We start from the raw sequence: 15,325 nt of genomic DNA on the forward strand, positions 1-15,325 counted from the left end.
ATTAATTCTACTATTCTATTTAATTTTACTGGCTTATATATTCAATTATAATGAAGAATTTCTTAATACAATTTTTTTTAATTTTATTTTTAAACACTGGTTTTAGTCAATTAAGTAACAAACACTGGATTCCGCCTTTACATTGTAGAGACGCATCTTCTGTTGCTGACCATTATTTATACTTATCTACTCAAGAAACTACTCCTTTTCAAGTTAGAGTAACAGATGGTGCAGGAAATCCTATTGGATCTAGCCCTTACACTCTATCTGCTGCCAGTCCTGTAACTATTGATTTAGGTTTTGGCCAAGGTACAAAAATGTTTGTTGGCATAGAAGATGTGAATATCGTTTTAAATGATAGCGGAATAATTTTAGAAGGCACAAAGGATTTTTATGCAAGTTTTAGGGTTAGATCAACAAATCATGCCGAAATGTTGGTTTCAAAAGGAAAGCCTGGAATTGGGACAAGTTTTAGATTAGGACACATTATAAATGAAAGATTCGATCCGCGAAAATCTTTTGTTACAAGTATAATGGCTACAGAAAACAACACAAATGTTACGCTTTCAGGATATGATGCTAATGTAACTTTTGTTTCTGGTGCAGGGACCATCAATCCTAGTTCTCAGAGTTTTGTTTTGAATGCTGGGCAAAGTATAATTTTTTCGGGTTACAGTGACAACCCAGTAAACTTAGATGGTGCTATCGGAGCATTAATTACGTCTGACAAACCAGTTGCCGTTAATTCAGGAAATGCATTGGGAGGCATAGAAACAAATTATGCGGATTTTGCTTTAGACCAAATTGTTTCATCATCAAAAATTGGAAACGAATATATTTTTATTGAAGGTAACGGATTACCCTCTATGGAGCTACCACTTATCGTAGCCAATGAAGATAATACTGAAATTTTTATAAACGGATCAGCTTCTCCTGTAACAACCATAAATGCAGGTGATTACTTTTTAGTTGACAACTCTTACTATCAGGGAACAACTAATCGAAATATTTATGTAAGAACTTCAAAAAACGTTTATGCTTATCAATTACTAGGTGGTGGTAATGACACTGCGACAGCCGGTTTAAATTTCATTCCACCTTTGAGCTGTTTTTTTCAAAACTCAGTAAATATTCCAGATGTAAATAGAATTGGCGGAACATCATATACAGCTGATTTAATGGTTTTAACTTATGCTTCAGCTTCTGTAACATTAAACGGGACAGCTATATCTCCAACACAAGCTCAAATAGTACAAGGAAACACCGACTGGGTAACTTATAGAATTTCAAATGTTAACAACAATGTAAATATTCAATCAACTGGACCTTTAGCAGTTGGAGTTTTTGGTTATGGAAGTAATCCTAATAATCCAGGTCAAGGAATTACTTCCGGATTTGCTGGATATTACTCAGGATTTGGAAGTAATCCAGAAGACACAGATGTTGCCGTTTGTTCAAATGAGGCTATAAATCTTTTAGAAGCTATAACGGGTAATCCCGGAGAAAATGGAACATGGACTGTTCCTGCGGGCGGTGCTCCTTTGAATAATAACGTTTTTGACCCTGCTATAAATGTTGCAGGTGAGTATTTTTATGAATTCACAAAAGACTGTAATTCGATTTTAACCACTTTTCCTCCAATAAAAGTTAGTGTTACTATTGAACAAGCTCCTAATGTGGGAACTAGCACAACCTATTCCACCTGTGTAAATGCAAATCCAATTGACTTATTTACATTACTTGGAAATAATATAACACTTGGAGGTACTTGGTCACCAGCGCTTTCTTCTGGAACAAGTATATTTAATCCAGCTGTTGATTTGTCTGGAATTTATACCTACACAATAGCTGCTAATGGTGCTTGTGATCAAGTTTCTGCGAGTATTACGGTTACTAATAATTCAATCCCAACACCACCCGCTATATCTGACTTTAGCTTATGTGATAACAATCTGGATGGTGATGACACAAATGGACTAGTAACTTTTGATTTAACTCAAAAAAATGCAGAAATTGCAGTTCTAATTCCAAATCACACAATTACTTATCATGTTGATGTAAATGAAGCTTTAGCAGGAAACAACAGTATAAACTCAATTTATTCAGGAAATGGAATTATTCATGTTCGTTTAACAAATATAACCACTGGGTGTTATTTCACCGCTTCATTTAATTTGGTTGTTAATCCAAAACCTGTTGTAAATTCCATAGTAACTCTAAAACAATGTGATACTGATTCTGATGCAACTACAACATTTAATTTAACCCAAGCTAATATTTTAATTTCTACAGATACTGGGCTGACTTTCACTTATCACAACAGTTTAGCTGGAGCAGAAAACAATAACGATGTTGTTTCAAATGAAATTGCATTTAATGGTTCTAATGGTAGTTTGGTTTGGGCAAGGATTACAAACTCAAATGGTTGTTTTAGAACTTCAAGAGTAAATTTAGTCGTTTCTGCTACAACAATTCCTCAAACATTTAGATACACTCTTGATGACGTATGTGATGATTATTTAAGCAACACTGATCCTGACGGTGATGGCATTAGCTATTTTAATTTAACTGAAATTGAACCTGTATTAACCAATCAATTTCCAGCAGGACAATCTTATACTTACACGTATTATTTGAACCAAACAGATGCAGAAACAGAACAAAATGCAATTGTAGATATTACTAATTTTAGAAATACCATTCCTAATGATCAACTTATTTGGGTGCGTATTGAAAGTAATCTATTTGAATGCGCTGGTTTAGGACCTTTTTTAAAATTAATCGTAAATCCTTTACCTGACACAAACTTGGGTGATGATTTTGTTATTTGTATTGATCCTGTTACAGGAATTGGTTCACAAGTCATAAATGCTACACCAACAACTCCTGGAAATTACTCTTATGTTTGGTCACCCGCAAACCCAAATGGTAATATTGCAACATACAACATCACAGCTCCGGGAACTTATAGTGTAACGGTAACTAATTTAGATACTTCTTGTACTTTTACAGATAGTGTAAGTACAACTTTCTCATCTGAACCTGAAAGCGTAACTGCTGAATTAATGACTCCTGCTTTTTCTTCTGGATTAGCTACTATTCAAGCTATTCCTGTAGGAGGATTTGGAGTTTACGAATACAGTTTGAACGCAATAGATTGGCAATCTAGTCCAATTTTTACAAGCCTACCTAATGGATCTTACACTATATACGTGAGAGACATTCAAGGTTGTGGATTACTTATGACTAATACCATTCAAACTATTACCTATCCAAACTATTTTACGCCTAATGGAGATGGCTACAATGATCGTTGGAATATTAATTTACCTGAAGACTACAATGGTTTAATTTCGATTTTTGACCGTTATGGTAAACTGATAAAACAAATTAGCCCATCAAGTACGGGTTGGGACGGAACATTTAATGGTGAATTATTACCTTCAACAGACTATTGGTTTAAAGTTGTATATATAGAGGACAACATCCAAAAAGAATTCAAATCTCACTTTACATTAAAACGATAATTTACAATGGGTTCTATTGAAACTTTTATACAAAACAATATTGCTACAATTACTTTTTTTCACCCATCAAGTAATTCGTTCCCAAGCGTTTTGTTGCAAAATCTAACTGATGAAATTAACCTTTTGAGTAAAAATGAAGCGGTATCCATAATTGTTTTAAAAAGCGCTGGAACAGGAGCATTTTGCGCGGGAGCCTCTTTTGACGAACTATTTTCAATAAGCAACTACGAAGAAGGAAGTAGATTTTTTTCTGGATTTGCCAATGTAATTAATGCCATGAGAAGATGTCCAAAATTAATTATTGGCAGAATTCATGGAAAAGCTGTTGGAGGTGGAGTTGGACTTGCTGCTGCATGTGATTACGCTTTTGCGACAAATAAAAGTGATGTAAAACTCTCCGAAATTGCTATTGGAATTGGACCTTTCGTAATTGAACCTGCGGTTTCAAGGAAAATTGGAAAAATGGCGATGTCTGAAATGACACTAAACCCAACCGCTTGGAAAACGTCAAAATGGGCTTTTGAAAAGGGATTATATTCAGAAATTTTTGACTCGATAGAAGAATTAGACAAAAGACTTGATGAATATACAAATGAGCTTGCGTCTTATAATTATGATGCTTTGTTTGAAATCAAAAAAGTATTATGGGAAGGAACAAATGATTGGGACAGCCTACTTTATGAGAGAGCTGCTATATCTGGACGCTTAGTTTTATCTGACTTTACAAAAAACGCATTAAAAAAATTTAAAAAATGAGAAGTTTAATACTTTTTTTACAACAAGTAAATGTTGAGCAAAAACTAAAAGAGGCTCCTGATGGTCAATATCAAATTGGTGTACTTATTGGGTCTTTTATCCCTTTCTTAGTATTAGCTGGAATAGCTTATGCACTTTATTACAGAGCTAAAAAAAGAGAACAAAACATAAAATAGAAAACATGTCAAACATAAGAATTACCAAACAATTTAACTTTGAAACAGGCCATGCACTTTATGGTTATGACGGAAAGTGTAAAAACGTTCACGGTCATAGTTACAAACTATCTGTTACCGTAATCGGAAAACCTATAAAGGATACTTCAAATGTAAAATACGGAATGGTGATTGACTTTGGCGATTTAAAAAAAATTGTAAAAGAACAAATTGTAGATGTTTTTGATCACGCTACTGTTTTCAACAAAAACACACCTCATATAGAGTTAGCACATGAATTAAAATCAAGAGGACATGATGTGATTTTAGTTGATTACCAACCTACTAGCGAAAATATGGTAATTGATTTTTCTAATAAAATTAAAAATCTTTTACCTGAAAATATAAAACTACATTCTTTAAGATTGCAAGAAACGGAAACTTCTTTTGCTGAGTGGTACGCTTCTGATAATGAATAAACTAATTCCCATGAAAATCTACTTCGCATCCGATCAGCACTTTGGCGCTCCAACTTCTGAATTAAGTTTTCCAAGAGAACAAAAATTCATTCAATGGCTTGATATCATTAAGCAAGATGCTGATGCGATTTTCTTGTTAGGAGATTTATTCGATTTTTGGTTCGAATATAAAACAGTTGTCCCAAAAGGATTCGTTAGAGTTTTGGGGAAATTAGCCGAAATAAAAGACTCTGGTATTCCAATTTATTTCTTCGTTGGAAATCATGATTTATGGATGGGCGATTATTTTCAAAAAGAGTTAAACATTCCTGTTTATCATGATAATCAAGAATTTACTTTTAACGATAAAACATTCTTAATTGGTCATGGAGATGGAAAAGGTCCAGGTGATATGGGTTATAAAAGAATGAAAAAAGTGTTTACCAACCCGTTTTCGAAATGGTTATTTCGTTGGTTACACCCAGATATTGGCGTGAAATTAGCCCAATATTTATCCGTAAAAAATAAACTGATTTCTGGCGTAGAAGACGTTAAATATTTAGGAGAAGACAACGAATGGCTAGTACAATACTGCAAACGAAAATTAGAAACTAAAAAGTATAATTACTTCGTTTTTGGTCATCGACATTTACCATTAGAAATCGAATTAACCGAAAATTCTAAATATGTGAATTTAGGTGATTGGATAGGTTACTTCACCTATGGTGTTTTTGATGGAGAAAAAATGGAATTGAAAGAATTCAAAAATTAAATCGTTTCTAAATCTTTTTCGATATCCAATTCTCTAAATTTTGGTGATGCCGCAGCCGTAACTCCCACAATCCCTAATGTCATCATTCCTCCAAAAACCACGGCAGGAACTACTCCCATGATTTTGGAAGCCAAGCCACTTTCAAATGCACCAAGTTCATTAGATGAACCCACGAAAATTGAATTAACAGAAGACACACGTCCTCGCATGTGATCTGGTGTGTAAATTTGAAGAATGGTTTGTCGAATGACTACTGAAATTCCATCTGTTACACCGCTCAAGAATAAAGCTACGAACGATAGCCAAAAGTTAGTCGATAATCCGAAAACAATAATACAAATTCCGAATCCGAAAACAGCTAATAATAACTTTTTACCTGCTTTTTGATGTAATGGAATCGATGTCGCAATTAACATCGTAAGCAATCCACCAATAGCTGGTGCTGCTCTTAAAATTCCGAATCCTTCCGAACCTACTTTTAAAATATCTTGCGCAAAGATGGGCAATAAAGCAACGGCTCCACCAAATAAAACGGCAAACATATCAAGCGAAATCGCATTCAAAATAGGTTTCGAATGAAAAACGAACGACAATCCTTCTTTCAAGCTCTTAAAAATAGGTTCGCCTAATTTTGGATTTAAAATCGGTTTTCTTTCAATTTGTGTCAATACGACCAAAGCCATAATCACACAAAAAACCACAAAAATCAACGACCAAAATGCGCCAAACCAACCAATTGAAAATCCCGCCAAAGCAGGTCCAATTACAGCCGCCACTTGCCAAGTAGAACTACTCCATGTCGCTGCGTTAGGTTGCTCTTTTTTCGGAATAATCAATCCCAATAGACTAAAAACAGACGGAATTAAAAACGCGCGTATGATTCCGCCCACGAAAACTAAAGCGTAAATTCCGTATAAAATGGTGTTTTTTGAAAAAGATTCGATGAAATTCGGATGCACTAACAAACATAACAAAGCGCTGATTGTTGCTAATCCAGAAAAACATTTGACCAACAAACCTTTCTTCTCGTTTTGATCTACAATGTGTCCGGCGAACAATGCCATACTAATCGCTGGAATGATTTCCATCAAACCAATTAATCCCAATGATAATGGATCTTTTGTGAGGCGATACACTTCCCACTCAATCAATACAAATTGCATCGACCAAGCCAATACAATAAACAATCGCATGGCTAGAAACCAGCGAAATTCGCGTATTCGTAAAGATGAAAATGGGTCTTTTTTAGCCATTTGAAGCATTAATATCGCGTAGTTGCAATTGCAAAGTTACAGTATCTTTCCATTCATTTTCTTCCAAAGAGAAAATTGCATCAAATTTATTTTTGTTGGTAACTAACTCTAATTTATTTCCCAATCCAAAACCAATCGCACCAAAAGATTCCGAATTTCCTTTTTTTACAAATGCTTTCAAATGTTCGTTATCGGAACCTAATGTTTTTGCATAACCTGAATCAGTTAGATTTTTAGCTAAAAATAATGGTGTCATATTTTCAGGTCCGAATGGTTCAAATTGCTTCAATAAGCGCATCAACTTCGGATTAATTTCGGATAATTCGATTTCGGCATCGTATGAAATTTCTGGAGTCAACAAATCGGGATGAATGGTCTCTTGCACGACTTTTTCGAAGGCATTTTTGAAATTTTCGTAATTTTTTTCTAAAAGTGTCATTCCGGCAGCGTACATGTGACCACCGAATTGCTCCAAATGTTCCGCACACGCTTCCAAAGCATTATAAATATCAAAATCTTTTACAGAACGTGCCGAAGCTGCTAATTTTTCACCACTTTTCGTAAAAACGATCGTTGGGCGATAATAATTCTCTACAAGTCTTGAAGCGACAATTCCGATAACACCTTTGTGCCAATTTTCTTGGTACACAACGGTTGAAAATCGGTTTTGCTCGTTATTTTCTTCGATTTGAAGTAAGGCTTCTTTCGTAATTTGTTTGTCTAATTCTTTTCTGTCTGAATTATGTTGCTCGATTTCGGATGCAAATTGCTCCGCTTGATCTAAATCGTATTCGGTTAATAAAGCAACTGCTTCGTTTCCGTGTTTGATTCTTCCTGCAGCATTGATTCTTGGTGCCACGATGAAAACGACATCCGTAATCGTCAACACTTTTTTCTTTACATTTTGAATCAACGCTTTTATACCTGGTCTTGGATTCGAATTAATCACTTCCAAACCAAATTTCGCCAAAACTCTATTTTCACCCGTAATCGGAACAATATCTGCTGCAATTGCTGTTGCTACTAAATCTAAATACAACACCAAATCATCAATGGTTTGGTTTCGATTTTCGGCTAAAGCCTGAATCAATTTAAATCCGACACCGCAACCACATAATTCATCATACGGATACGAACAATCTTCTCGTTTTGGATCTAAAACCGCAACCGCATCAGGCAAAATATCGCCTGGTCGGTGATGGTCGCAAATAATAAAATCGATGTTTTTTGCTTTAGCGTAATTGACATGATCAATCGATTTGATACCACAATCCAAAGCGATGATTAAGGAAATATCGTTGTCTTCGGCATAGTCAATTCCCATATAGGAAATGCCATAACCTTCTACATATCTATCAGGAATGTAAGTTGCAACATTCGGATAAAAACTTCGTAAATAACTAGAAACTAAGGAAACAGCGGTTGTTCCATCAACATCGTAATCACCGAAAACTAGAATATTTTCATTGTTCGCAATGGCTTTTTCGATTCGCGCAACAGCTTTGTCCATATCTTTCATGAGATACGGATTGTGCAAATCGGCTAAAGTGGGACGAAAAAAGGTTTTGGCTTGTTCGAAGGTTTCAATACCTCGCTGAACTAAAAGTGTCGCAATAATTTCATCTACTTGAAGTGCTTGCTGAATGGCTTGTACTTTTTCTGGATTTGGCTTAGATTTTGGATTCCAACGCATAGTTTTAAAAATTAGAATTTAGAAATTAGAATTCAGAACTTTCGTTTGAACTCTGTTATTTTTGGCTTATATGATTGAATGACAAAGGTATAAATATTTTTTGTTTCAGCCACAGATTACACAGATTATAGGGATTAAATCCGTGGTAATCCTATAATCCGTGGCAAAAATTTATTATTTATGATAAAAAATTGCCACCTCAACTTTTGCAAACTGACGGAACATTTCCATCACACCACAATATTTTTCTACGGATAAATTAACGGCTTTTTCCAGCTTTTTCTCGTCTAAATTATTGCCGTAAAAATGGTAATCCACTTTTACTTTGTGATACGTTTTAGGATGTTCTTCGGTTAATTCTCCTGAAGTTTCTATTTTAAAATCAGTTACTTCTAACTTCATTTTTTCCATTAATGAAGCCACGTCTAAACCGGTGCAACCCGCTAAAGCCGATAACATCAACGCTTTTGGACGCAAGCCTTTTCCTTCTCCTCCATTTTCAGGACCGGCATCAATTGAAATAATATCGCCACTTGGGTTAGTAGACTCAAATTGCATGTTACCTTTCCAGGTGGTAGTTATGTTGTGTGTTTCCATGTTTTTTAAATATTATGCCATTGAACAAAATTTGCAATTAATGCTAAACATTTTTGGAATCCATAATGCTATATTAAGAGCAAATAACAATAATAGAAAACCGTTTTTATTTTTCTTGAAAAAAATCAAGTATAGAGAAAATATAAAACTTATTACAGCAACCAAAAAAGTAATTATCATTAAATAATCTCCATTTGATGAATGACTATTTGCAAAAATTTGAATATTAGGAATGAGTTCAAAGTGGATAATAATGTTTGTCACAATTATTACAAAAAGAAATAATCCTATTTTCTTTAAATTCATTATCCTTTCGTCTTAATTAAACCTCCCACAACCACAACAATTTCTCCTTTAGCTGGTTTTGCTTCAAAGTGTTTTAAAACTTCTTCGGCGTTACCTCTTACGGTTTCCTCGTGTAGTTTGGATAATTCTCTAGAAACAGAAACGGGTCTATCAGCTCCGAAATATTGTACAAATTCAGCTAAGGTTTTGTTTAATTTGTGTGGCGATACGTAGAAAATCATCGTGCGATATTCTTCTTGTAACGCTAAAAATCGGGTTTGTCTTCCTTTTTTATCGGGTAAAAAACCTTCGAATACAAATTTATCGTTTGGCAAACCGCTATTCACCAAAGCCGGCACAAAAGCAGTTGCTCCTGGCAAACATTCTACATCAATTCCGTTTTCCACACATGCGCGCGTAAGCAAAAAGCCTGGGTCTGAAATGGCTGGAGTTCCAGCATCGCTGATTAAAGCAATGGTTTCGCCCGCTTGTAAGCGCTTTACCAAATTTTCAACGGTTTTGTGTTCGTTGTGCATGTGGTGGCTGTGCATGTGCGTAGCAATTTCGAAGTGTTTTAGCAATTTTCCGCTGGTACGCGTGTCTTCTGCTAAAATTAAATCGACTTCTTTTAGTACTTTAATCGCACGAAAAGTCATGTCTTCTAAATTGCCAATGGGCGTTGGGACGATATATAATTTACTCATTTAAACAGGTTGAATTTAACACGATTTTTAAAACACATAGGCACATAGTAATATTTGAATTTTGAAAAGAATAATTTAGAAAATAAATTTTCTACACATTAGCTATACGTGCTAACAAAAACTCAAACAATAAAAAACCTATGTTTCTATGTGGTTAAACTAAAAACTCGAATTTCACTAATTAGCACGAATTCACCAAAAGGAATCTGCGACTGAAAACTGAGACTGTGACTAAAAACTAACTAAACTTCTTCTCCACAATTTCCATGAAACGCGTTTCGAACTCTTCAGCACCTTCCCAATTGTTATAATCCGGTTTTACGAAATCATCTACGAAAGCTTTTGCTTCCTCAAAACTATCAAAGGTATTCAATTGCGAAACCACACGGTTAAAATCATCCGAACTACCACCAAATAATTTCTTTTCAAATCCAATTCTATCATTTAAGCCAAAAGTAATAGCCTTATTCAATCTATCATTTAACGAACTGATTTTTGGTTCTTGGCTTACTTTTTCGAAAGTTGCTTTTACTTCTTCTTCTAATACTTTTGGTTCCGAAGCTTCGGAATCAGCAACAGGTTCTGGTTGAACTTCTTCCTTAACTTCTTCAACTGGCGTTACAGCTTCAAAAACAGTTTCAGTAACTTTTTCAACTTCTGCTGGAACATCTTCCACTTTTACAAAATCCAATTCTTGATAATCGTGCACCAATAAATCTTCAAACGAAATTTGTTTCGCTGGTTCTTCTAATTTTGGTTCCGAAACTTCGGAATCGACAACTGGTACGTCTTCGATTATTTCCTCCTCAATTGGTTCTTCTTCCATTGAAGTAATCAATACTTCCTCCTCTTCATCTTCATCATCTTCAACGATTAACTCCGCCACTACAATTTTTTCTTCCTCTAATTGAGTTTCTTCCACATTTTCTTCTGAAACTGGAGCTTCAACCACTACTTCCTTTTCAGGTGCAATTTCTTCTACAACAGCAATTGGTTGTTCAAAAACATCGGCTTGCTTTCTTTCTAATTTTGCTTCTAAAACTTCTTCTGAAATTTCGTTTTTTACCATTTCGAAATTCTCTTCATAAAAGCGTAAAATCGTCAATTGATCGTACAAATTTTTAGCTTCTTGCTGCAATTGAACCGTTTCTGAATGGTTTTTTAACTTTAAAATTCGGTGGGCAATACTGATTAATTCAGCGCTTACTCTTTTCTTCATAACTTTATTGGATGGAATTGAATATATCGATACTTTTTTAATAATTTTGTTTTGATTACAAATGTAACAGAAAATAATTTTTAACGTACGAAAGATACAAAATGTTTCTCGAAAATACCGTAAATCAACAAGAACAATTTGGCTGGATTGAAGTAATTTGTGGCTCCATGTTTTCGGGTAAAACCGAAGAATTAATTCGCCGCCTAAAACGCGCTCAGTTTGCCAAACAAAAAGTAGAAATCTTCAAACCCGCTGTCGATACTAGATATGACGACGAAATGGTGGTTTCGCACAACAAAAATGAAATTCGTTCTACACCCGTTCCTGTTGCTGAAAATATTCGAATTTTAGCTCAAGGTTGCGATGTGGTTGGTATTGACGAAGCGCAATTTTTCGACGAGGAAATTGTTGCCGTTTGTAATGATTTAGCTAATTCAGGAATTCGAGTGATTGTAGCTGGATTAGACATGGATTTTAAAGGAAATCCGTTCGGACCGATGCCTGGACTTATGGCTACTGCCGAATATGTTACCAAAGTGCACGCGGTTTGTACTCGCACTGGAAATTTAGCGCATTATAGTTTTAGAAAATCGGATGATAAAAGATTGGTTATGCTTGGCGAAACCGAAGAATACGAACCACTAAGTCGTGCAGCCTATTTTAAAGCCATGCGTGAAAACATGGAAGTTAAAGATGTTGAAATTGTAAACAAGCAAAAAGACGATAATCAATAAATTGAACCTCAACCTAACTCATATTATTTCGTTTTGTAAAGGCGTTTTTCACGGAAATTCGACTGAGTTTACCGCAACTCACATTTCGATTGACAGCCGTTCGTTGCAAAATGGAAGCAACACCTTGTTTTTTGCCATCAAAGGACAAAATCACGATGCGCATTTGTATTTGGAAGAGTTGATTGCAAAAGGCGTTCGTTATTTTGTGGTCGAATATATTCCAGAACATGTATACGAAAAAGCGAATTTCATCATCGTTGAAAATTCGTTAAAAGCTTTACAACAAACTGCGATTGGCTATCGAAAACAATTCGATTTTCCATTTGTGGGAATTACCGGAAGCAACGGAAAAACCATCATAAAAGAATGGTTGAATTTTTTGTTGAGTCCAAATCATTTGATTGTTCGAAATCCAAAAAGTTATAATTCACAAGTCGGAGTTCCTTTATCAATTTTAGCCATTGAAGGAAATTACGATTTGGGAATTTTTGAAGCTGGAATTTCGTTACCCAATGAAATGTCGAATTTAGAACACATCATTCAACCGAAATACGGCATTTTAACAAATATTGGTTCGGTTCACGATGAAGGTTTTGCCAATCGTGAAGAAAAAATCAAAGAGAAAATACAACTTTTTGAAAATTGTTCGGATATCTTTTTGGAAAAAAATGCTAAAATTGAAGCTTTACTTCCAGAAAATAGTCAAAAACACACTTGGAGTTTTACCGATAAAAGCGCGAATCTTTTCGTTTCGAAGAAAAATGAAAATGGTAAAACCGAATTAACTTTTAAAAATGCAACCAACACTTTTAGTGTAATAATTCCGTTTTCGGATGAAAATTCGATTGAAAATGTAATTACTTGCGTGAATTTCATGCTGTTTTTGGGCGAAGAAATTGCTTTTATCCAAAATCGAGTTGCCGAATTATATCCAGTAGAATTAAGACTTCAAGCCAAAAAAGGCATCAACAATTGTTTGGTCATCGACGATAGTTATTCGGTGGATTATCAATCGTTGAAAATTGCGTTGGATTTCTTAGAACAACAAAAATTACACGATAAAAAAACGATTATTTTATCCGATATTTTCACGAGCGGAATTGCTGTGGAAACGCTTTACAATCAAGTAAAACAACTGCTTTCGAAAAATAAAATCGAGCGTATTATTACCATTGGCGAAACCATCGGGAAACAATTGAACGATTTACCGAATGTGATTTCGTTTGCCACTACGCAAGAATTTTTACAGCAATTCAACACGCAATCGTTTCAAAACGAAACTATTCTTGTGAAAGGTGCTCGCGGATTTAACTTTCATGAAATTGTGGTTTTGTTGGAAGAGAAAAATCACGAAACCATTTTAGAAATCAATCTCGATGCAATTAGTCACAACTTGAATTTCTACAAATCCAAACTAAAACCAGAAACCAAAATTATGGTGATGGTAAAAGCGTTTGGCTACGGAAATGGCGGTTACGAAATTGCGAAATTGCTCGAACATCATAAAGTTGATTATTTAGGCGTAGCGTTTGCCGATGAAGGCATCGAATTACGAAAAGCTGGAATTACGACTCCAATTATGGTTTTAAATCCCGAAAACAGTAGTTTTAGAGCCATGATTGCTTATAATTTAGAACCTGAAATTTATTCGATTACGGGTTTACAAGCGTTTTTAAAAATTGCCCAACACCAAAATATTTCGCATTATCCGATTCATATTAAATTGGATACCGGAATGCATCGTTTAGGATTTGAACCGCATTTGATAGACGAATTGTGTTCCTTACTAAAAAACAACAATTTCGTTAAGGTGAAAAGCGTGTTTTCCCATTTAGCGGCGAGTGATGATTTGCAACTTGATGACTTCACGAAATTGCAATTTCAACGTTTTGATGCGATGTATTCCGAATTAGAAAGAGTATTGCCAACAAAACCAATTCGTCATATTTTAAACACCTCTGGAATTTTTAATTATGCTGAAAAGCAAATGGAAATGGTGCGATTAGGGATTGGTTTGTATGGCATTGGAAATTCGGAACAAGAATTGAAAGTGTTGGAAAATGTGAGCACTTTAAAAACCATTATTTCCCAAATAAGAGAAGTTTCACCCAAAGAAAGCATTGGTTACAGTCGAAGATTTCGAGTGACTCAAAAAATGAAAGTCGCTACGATTCCGATTGGTTATGCCGATGGAATTCGCAGAGCTTGGGGCAATGAAAAAGGATTTGTTACCATCAATAATCAAAAAGCAACCATTTTAGGTTCGATTTGTATGGACATGATGATGGTGGATGTTACGAACATTTCATGTAAAACTGGAGATGAAGTGATTGTTTTTGGAAAAAATCCGAAAGTAACCGAAATGGCTAGTGTTATTGGCACGATACCTTATGAAATTCTAACTGGAATTTCGCAACGTGTGAAACGAATTTTCTTCAAGAATTAACATTTTGTTTTAAATTTTGTATATTCGTTAAACTGAAAACTAAATTTAAACTTTAAAATCCCTGATTATGTTAAAAGAGTTCAAAGCTTTTGCCATGCGTGGTAATGTAGTAGACTTAGCCATTGGAGTTATCATTGGAGCAGCATTTGGAAAAATTGTAAGTTCGTTTATTGAAGATGTTCTTACCCCATTGTTATTAAAACCAGCTTTAGAAGCAGCTAACTTATCTAAAATCGAAGATCTTACCGCTTTTGGAAGTGTAAAATACGGCATGTTTTTATCAGCTGTAATAAATTTTGTAATTGTAGCTTTCGTATTATTCCTAATTATTAAAGGAATGAACGCTGCAAAGAAAAAAGAAGAACCAGCTCCAGCGGCTCCAGCAGGACCAACACAAGAGCAATTGTTAGCTGAAATTAGAGATTTATTAAAAAAATAGTCGATACCGCTACATTATATATTCTAAACCCCGATTCGTCGGGGTATTTTTTTGATAGAAATTGATTAGATTTGTTTTGATGTTGATTGTGGGAACGGAATGCAATTTCGTGCTACCAGTGAACCACGCGAAGGGATTCGCGCGGGCAATGTCATTAAGTTAAGAAAAAATCATAAGCTATTCTTTTGATTTTTAGTTACTATTGGTTTTGTTCTTGTCCTGTATTTTCCAATTTTTCGTTCAAATTTTCTATTTGGTCTTATTGGAATTAGATGCTTTTTAAATAA

13 protein-coding genes are annotated in these 15,325 nt (G+C 34.8%); 8 read left to right on the plus strand and 5 right to left on the minus strand.

The features are described 5' to 3' along the window. The first annotated feature begins 50 nt into the window (after positions 1–50). From ACE3PD_RS00420 to ACE3PD_RS00440, 5 genes are read left to right on the plus strand one after another with little or no spacing between them, the layout of a single operon-like run. Entirely contained in the window at positions 51–3,527 is a 3,477-nt protein-coding gene (locus ACE3PD_RS00420) for a T9SS type B sorting domain-containing protein (protein WP_374398534.1), read from the plus strand. A gap of 6 nt (positions 3,528–3,533) precedes the next feature. Then, the gene (locus tag ACE3PD_RS00425; protein WP_374398536.1) at positions 3,534–4,283 is read left to right on the plus strand and encodes an enoyl-CoA hydratase/isomerase family protein; all 750 of its coding nucleotides are present in this window, start codon (positions 3,534–3,536) and stop codon (positions 4,281–4,283) included. Continuing rightward, positions 4,280–4,459: a hypothetical protein gene (locus ACE3PD_RS00430; RefSeq protein ID WP_374398538.1), complete on the plus strand. Its 180-nt coding sequence runs from the start codon at positions 4,280–4,282 to the stop codon at positions 4,457–4,459. The genes ACE3PD_RS00425 and ACE3PD_RS00430 overlap by 4 nt, the downstream gene beginning before the upstream one ends. A 5-nt stretch (positions 4,460–4,464) precedes the next feature. Beyond that, positions 4,465–4,917 carry a 6-carboxytetrahydropterin synthase gene (locus tag ACE3PD_RS00435; RefSeq protein ID WP_111567447.1) on the plus strand — a complete coding sequence of 151 codons (453 nt, stop codon included), beginning with the start codon at positions 4,465–4,467 and terminating at the stop codon, positions 4,915–4,917. Positions 4,918–4,927: 10 nt separating this feature from the next. Beyond that, positions 4,928–5,668, plus strand: a complete 741-nt coding sequence (locus ACE3PD_RS00440) for a UDP-2,3-diacylglucosamine diphosphatase (RefSeq protein WP_374398540.1) — start codon at positions 4,928–4,930, stop codon at positions 5,666–5,668. On the opposite strand, the gene ACE3PD_RS00445 is transcribed toward ACE3PD_RS00440, so the two are convergent. From ACE3PD_RS00445 to ACE3PD_RS00465, 5 genes are all read right to left on the minus strand, one after another. Further along, a complete protein-coding gene (locus ACE3PD_RS00445) occupies positions 5,665–6,921 on the minus strand; it encodes an MFS transporter (RefSeq protein ID WP_374398542.1) in 1,257 nt (418 codons plus the stop codon). The genes ACE3PD_RS00440 and ACE3PD_RS00445 overlap by 4 nt on opposite strands. Continuing rightward, on the minus strand, positions 6,914–8,614 hold the full coding sequence (gene recJ / locus ACE3PD_RS00450) for a single-stranded-DNA-specific exonuclease RecJ (protein WP_374398543.1): 1,701 nt from the start codon (positions 8,612–8,614) through the stop codon (positions 6,914–6,916). Before recJ ends, ACE3PD_RS00445 begins: the two co-directional genes overlap by 8 nt. 174 nt (positions 8,615–8,788) lie before the next feature. Further along, the gene (locus ACE3PD_RS00455; protein ID WP_374398545.1) at positions 8,789–9,211 is read right to left on the minus strand and encodes an OsmC family protein; all 423 of its coding nucleotides are present in this window, start codon (positions 9,209–9,211) and stop codon (positions 8,789–8,791) included. Positions 9,212–9,516: 305 nt separating this feature from the next. Next, on the minus strand, positions 9,517–10,200 hold the full coding sequence (gene rsmI / locus ACE3PD_RS00460) for a 16S rRNA (cytidine(1402)-2'-O)-methyltransferase (RefSeq protein ID WP_374398547.1): 684 nt from the start codon (positions 10,198–10,200) through the stop codon (positions 9,517–9,519). Between the two features lie 238 nt (positions 10,201–10,438). Then, a complete protein-coding gene (locus ACE3PD_RS00465) occupies positions 10,439–11,419 on the minus strand; it encodes a hypothetical protein (RefSeq protein ID WP_374398549.1) in 981 nt (326 codons plus the stop codon). A 101-nt stretch (positions 11,420–11,520) separates the two neighbouring features. Here ACE3PD_RS00465 and ACE3PD_RS00470 point away from each other — a divergent pair, with 101 nt between their 5' ends. The 3 genes from ACE3PD_RS00470 to mscL all read left to right on the plus strand — a co-directional run bounded on the left by ACE3PD_RS00470 (position 11,521) and on the right by mscL (position 15,038). Beyond that, positions 11,521–12,153 (plus strand): thymidine kinase, encoded by a 633-nt coding sequence (locus tag ACE3PD_RS00470; RefSeq protein ID WP_291109011.1) that lies wholly within the window; start codon positions 11,521–11,523, stop codon positions 12,151–12,153. A 1-nt stretch (position 12,154) separates the two neighbouring features. Next, on the plus strand, positions 12,155–14,599 hold the full coding sequence (locus ACE3PD_RS00475) for a bifunctional UDP-N-acetylmuramoyl-tripeptide:D-alanyl-D-alanine ligase/alanine racemase (RefSeq protein WP_374398552.1): 2,445 nt from the start codon (positions 12,155–12,157) through the stop codon (positions 14,597–14,599). A 67-nt stretch (positions 14,600–14,666) separates the two neighbouring features. Continuing rightward, on the plus strand, positions 14,667–15,038 hold the full coding sequence (mscL, locus tag ACE3PD_RS00480) for a large conductance mechanosensitive channel protein MscL (RefSeq protein ID WP_231842485.1): 372 nt from the start codon (positions 14,667–14,669) through the stop codon (positions 15,036–15,038). The last annotated feature ends 287 nt before the right edge of the window (positions 15,039–15,325 follow it).

The sequence above is a fragment of the Flavobacterium sp. genome (genome assembly GCF_041911335.1).
GTDB lineage: Bacteria > Bacteroidota > Bacteroidia > Flavobacteriales > Flavobacteriaceae > Flavobacterium.

Bases quoted from the DNA above. Each gene is read 5' to 3' on its own strand.
- ACE3PD_RS00420 (WP_374398534.1), top strand. From the start codon at position 51: ATGAAGAATTTCTTAATACAATTTTTTTTAATTTTATTTTTAAACACT.
- ACE3PD_RS00425 (WP_374398536.1), top strand. From the start codon at position 3,534: ATGGGTTCTATTGAAACTTTTATACAAAACAATATTGCTACAATTACT.
- ACE3PD_RS00430 (WP_374398538.1), top strand. From the start codon at position 4,280: ATGAGAAGTTTAATACTTTTTTTACAACAAGTAAATGTTGAGCAAAAA.
- ACE3PD_RS00435 (WP_111567447.1), top strand. From the start codon at position 4,465: ATGTCAAACATAAGAATTACCAAACAATTTAACTTTGAAACAGGCCAT.
- ACE3PD_RS00440 (WP_374398540.1), top strand. From the start codon at position 4,928: ATGAAAATCTACTTCGCATCCGATCAGCACTTTGGCGCTCCAACTTCT.
- ACE3PD_RS00445 (WP_374398542.1), bottom strand. From the start codon at position 6,921: ATGGCTAAAAAAGACCCATTTTCATCTTTACGAATACGCGAATTTCGC.
- recJ (WP_374398543.1), bottom strand. From the start codon at position 8,614: ATGCGTTGGAATCCAAAATCTAAGCCAAATCCAGAAAAAGTACAAGCC.
- ACE3PD_RS00455 (WP_374398545.1), bottom strand. From the start codon at position 9,211: ATGGAAACACACAACATAACTACCACCTGGAAAGGTAACATGCAATTT.
- rsmI (WP_374398547.1), bottom strand. From the start codon at position 10,200: ATGAGTAAATTATATATCGTCCCAACGCCCATTGGCAATTTAGAAGAC.
- ACE3PD_RS00465 (WP_374398549.1), bottom strand. From the start codon at position 11,419: ATGAAGAAAAGAGTAAGCGCTGAATTAATCAGTATTGCCCACCGAATT.
- ACE3PD_RS00470 (WP_291109011.1), top strand. From the start codon at position 11,521: ATGTTTCTCGAAAATACCGTAAATCAACAAGAACAATTTGGCTGGATT.
- mscL (WP_231842485.1), top strand. From the start codon at position 14,667: ATGTTAAAAGAGTTCAAAGCTTTTGCCATGCGTGGTAATGTAGTAGAC.